This window comes from Companilactobacillus muriivasis (assembly GCF_036246245.1).
Classification (GTDB): Bacteria; Bacillota; Bacilli; order Lactobacillales; family Lactobacillaceae; genus Companilactobacillus; species Companilactobacillus muriivasis.
Window position 1 is genome coordinate 1 of sequence record NZ_BTTQ01000020.1, and the last position, 3,993, is coordinate 3,993.

The 3,993-nt window shown below is 36.6% G+C and carries 2 protein-coding genes; both read right to left on the reverse strand.

Annotated features, from left to right (window positions below):
- Positions 1-403: 403 nt before the first annotated feature.
- Positions 404-1,948: an ABC-F family ATP-binding cassette domain-containing protein gene (locus AAA923_RS12290; protein ID WP_041500025.1), complete on the reverse strand. Its 1,545-nt coding sequence runs from the start codon at positions 1,946-1,948 to the stop codon at positions 404-406.
- Between the two features lie 650 nt (positions 1,949-2,598).
- Positions 2,599-3,756, reverse strand: a complete 1,158-nt coding sequence (locus tag AAA923_RS12295; RefSeq protein ID WP_338217502.1) for an LCP family glycopolymer transferase — start codon at positions 3,754-3,756, stop codon at positions 2,599-2,601.
- Positions 3,757-3,993: the final 237 nt, after the last annotated feature.

The following is a 3,993-nucleotide window of genomic DNA, read 5'->3' on the forward strand; positions in this document are numbered from 1 at the left end:
CTTCGTTGTAAATCCAACAAATAAATGTTGGCCTACACAATTTTAGTGTTAAAACTTTGTTCAGTTTTCAAAGGTCTACCAGCTGATTAAGCGCTTACGCTCATCAGCGACTTAATTATTTTATCAAACCAACAAATGAATGTCAAGAACTTTTTAAAATAATTTTTGTAAGAACTTAATGAATAAATTCATCAAAATCTTGTGTGTTGCTCTTTCGAGTCAACTTAATTATTCTACCAAGTTCAAAACATAATGTCAAGAACTTATTTGAAATAATTTTTCCAACAATCAAGCAAAATCATTACTAAACCGTTGGCGTTGTTAACTCTTCGTGACAACAGGTAATATCTTACCGTTAATAGTAAACCAATGCAAGTACTTTTTCATATTTTTTTGAAAATAATCAATTTTCTTTTATCTTTTCAATATCCAAGACCTTATCGATCCAATCACTACTATAGAAATCCTCCTCGTGAGTTACGAGAATCATTGATCCATCATAGTTCTTGAGCCCTTTACGTAGAGCGGCCTTTGACTCGTCATCCAAGTGGTTAGTAGGTTCATCCATGAATAGGAAGTTAGTATTGTCGAACATCAAGTCAGCAATCTTAACCTTAGTCTGCTCCCCACCAGATAATGAGCGCATTTGAGACATGATTTGTTGGTTAGTTAATCCAGTTCTAGCTAATACACGTCTAACTTCCTTACCATCTTTGTCAGAATGCTCGTCACTTATGTACTTAAACGGTGACTCAAGGTTATTCTTCCATACTAGATCCTGCTTGAAGTATCCAATTTTAACAGTCTCTGAGAAATCAAAGTTACCTTCAATAGGAGGAATAATGCCTAGTAGTGTCTTGATCAATGTAGACTTACCGATACCATTGAATCCTTTAATAACCATCTTTTCGCCACTAACGATTGAGAAATTCAATGCTTTATCAAACAGAGCTTTCCCATCGTAACCGACTTTAAGATCATTTACTTCTAGTAACATACGAGAACTTGGTACTTCAATATATGGAAAGCCAAAGCTAGCTGCAGTCTTGTTCCCTGGGGGTGTGAGGACTTCCATGTGGGACAATTGTTTCTCCCTACTCTTGGCACTCTTAGAACGTGAACCGGCCTTAAACTTTCTAATATAAGCTTTAGTCTTCGAAATTTGGTCCTGTTGCTTAACGTAAGCCTTCATATATGTTTCTTTATTAGCAGCCTTTTGTTTGAGAGCTTGCTTCAATGATCCAGTATACTTAGTGATCTTACCGAACTCAAAGTCAGCCACACAGTTAATAATGCGGTCTAGGAAGCCATAATCATGGGAAATTACGATAAAGGCACCCTCAAAGTTATTCAAATAATCAGCCAACCAGTCAATATGGTTAGTATCCAAGTAGTTAGTAGGCTCATCCAAAAGAATCATATCAGGTTGTTCGAGCAAAATTTTAGCCAAGATAATCTTCGAACGTTGACCACCACTAAGTTTGGAAACGTCATGGTCATATCCAATCGCATCGAGTCCTAAACCAGTAGCAACTTGTTGAATCTTAGTATCCAATTCGTAGAAATCGTTGGCATCTAAGATTTCTTGAAGCTTTCCAGCCTTTTCAAGGTCTTCATCATCCGGGTTATTCATGTAAATGTCGTTTAGCTTATCGCTAGTTTCATATAATTTTGAAAACGCCGTTTTTAGGTACTCGTAAATCGTCATTCCGGCAGCTAATTTGGCTTGTTGATCCAAGTAACCGATAGTTAAATGTTTCTTCCAAGAGATTTTCCCCTCGTCAGGTTCAATTTGACCAGTCAAAATCTTGATAAAGGTAGACTTACCGACACCATTTTGTCCAATAATACCCAAATGGTCTTCCTTATTAACCTGTAAGTTGGCTGAATCGTACAATCTTTTATCCAAAAATTGTTGTGTTAAGTCATGTACTTCTAAAACACTCATATTTGTCTCCTCTGTATTTGAAATGTTCCGTCTACAGAGATAAGAGTATTTCGCCTGCTATGCGGAACGGCTCGAGCCAAAGTACGGTCTCGAACCTCGGTTTGAAGCCTTACCAAAAACCGGTAAGTCTCCAAACTCGCCCGGTGGTGTAATGGCTAAAACCATAACGCCACTTCCATAGCTGGTGAATACCCTCATCCCTTCCGACTAATTTATCTTTTTATTACTAATAATTCTATTAATGTTCTGAATTATATATATTATAAAACCATCTATATTAAGCTTGGTTCCATCTAACCTTTTACTACTTATAATAGTAAATTATCTATTTATTCATATTTTTAATAAAACACACAAGAATACATGTTATCACCCAAAGTCAGACTAGTCCATGCAGCCAACTTAACCGGAGGGTCTGGCAGTAATGGAGTTCAGCAGTGAAAGTAGCGTTAGAGCAGCGATTTTCTGCTCTTACACTACTGACGTATTTTGAAATTCGCGTATTTTACGAAGTTCAAAATCGAGGTTTGAGACCGCACTTTGGCTCGAACCGATCTCACAGCAGAACTTAATTACTGCCAGACCCGGAGGCCCTCACTAAAAACATATAAAAAAGACCGAAACTATTGTTTCAGTCTTTAGTCAAATCCTTATTCGGACGTTTGATTTCTTGTAAAGATTGTATAGTTCTGGTTTTGGTTCCCACTCTCAAAGGAGAAACCATTATCCTCATTCAATGTATTTAATCTTGTTTCTTCATTATCCAAATCTTCCTCGGATAAGCCTAATTGCTTCCTTAGCTTATTGGATGCTCGTCGTAGTTCCTTAGAAGGAATTACTTCATAAGAAGAACCATTGATCATTGAGCCATATCCTTGAACGTGATCAGAGCCGATACTCTTGGCCGCACCACGATAATTCAAGAACATTGATTGCATATCGCTAAAGCTCAAGTTTGTTGTCATTGAACTAGAAATACTATCCAATACTTTTTGATAACGTGTAAACGTCTTGGCACTTGCAGCACTCTTAATAATTGCTGTAATGACCTGACGCTGTCTTAACTGACGTCCATAATCACCTTTTGGATCTTCGTAACGCATTCTTGAATAATCAAGAGCTTGTTTACCGTTCAAATGCATCTTACCCTTCTTGAAATGGGATTCCTTTTGACCAGTATCACCATAAGAAAAGCTAAATGGTACATCTACATCAACACCACCAACAGCATTAACAATCTGTGTCAATGAGTTGAAATCAACTTTAACGTAATAATCAATCGGTATGTTCAAGAATTTCTCTGTTGTAGCAACAGCACTCTCTTCATTACCAATGTTATAGGCTGAATTGATTTTTTGAATCTTTCTTGTATTATTCGAACTGCTCTTCCAAATTTGAGCCATGGAATCTCTTGGAACAGACATCATCGTAGTCTTATTCGTATCCGGATTGACTGTTACAACAATCATTGTATCCGAATTACCACGATAATCCTTTTCAGCATCTCTGACACCATCGTCAGTTGTATCGACACCTAATAGAAGAATTGAGACAGGTTTCTTATTGTTAATACGAGTAGAAACCTTTTTACCATCCAAAGGCCTGTAAGTCTTACCCATAGAACTTTGCGTTTGGGCATATAGTCTAAATCCATAAGCACCCATGACGAAAATCATGACTAAAAATACTAAACCTAGAATCTTCACAAATGGGCGTTTAATGTTACCACCGTTATTAGAGGCTAAGGCACTGTTACGAGTTCTTTGCCTACGCTCTCTAGACATATTGTTTTTATTGTTGTTATCCATAAATAAACTCCGATTAATTTGCTATCTACGTTTCTAACAAATTCTCTCTATATTATATAGTAGATAGAATGCAATTATACAGCTTAATTCTCATGATTAAAAATCTTTATCTAAAGGTTGAAAGTTGAATATTATACAATAACCCCGGCATGCCGGGGTTTTATTGTACAAAAATAGACATGAGCTTACTCATATCCTTATAATTAAGTCGCTGAAACCAATATATAAGGGAGTATT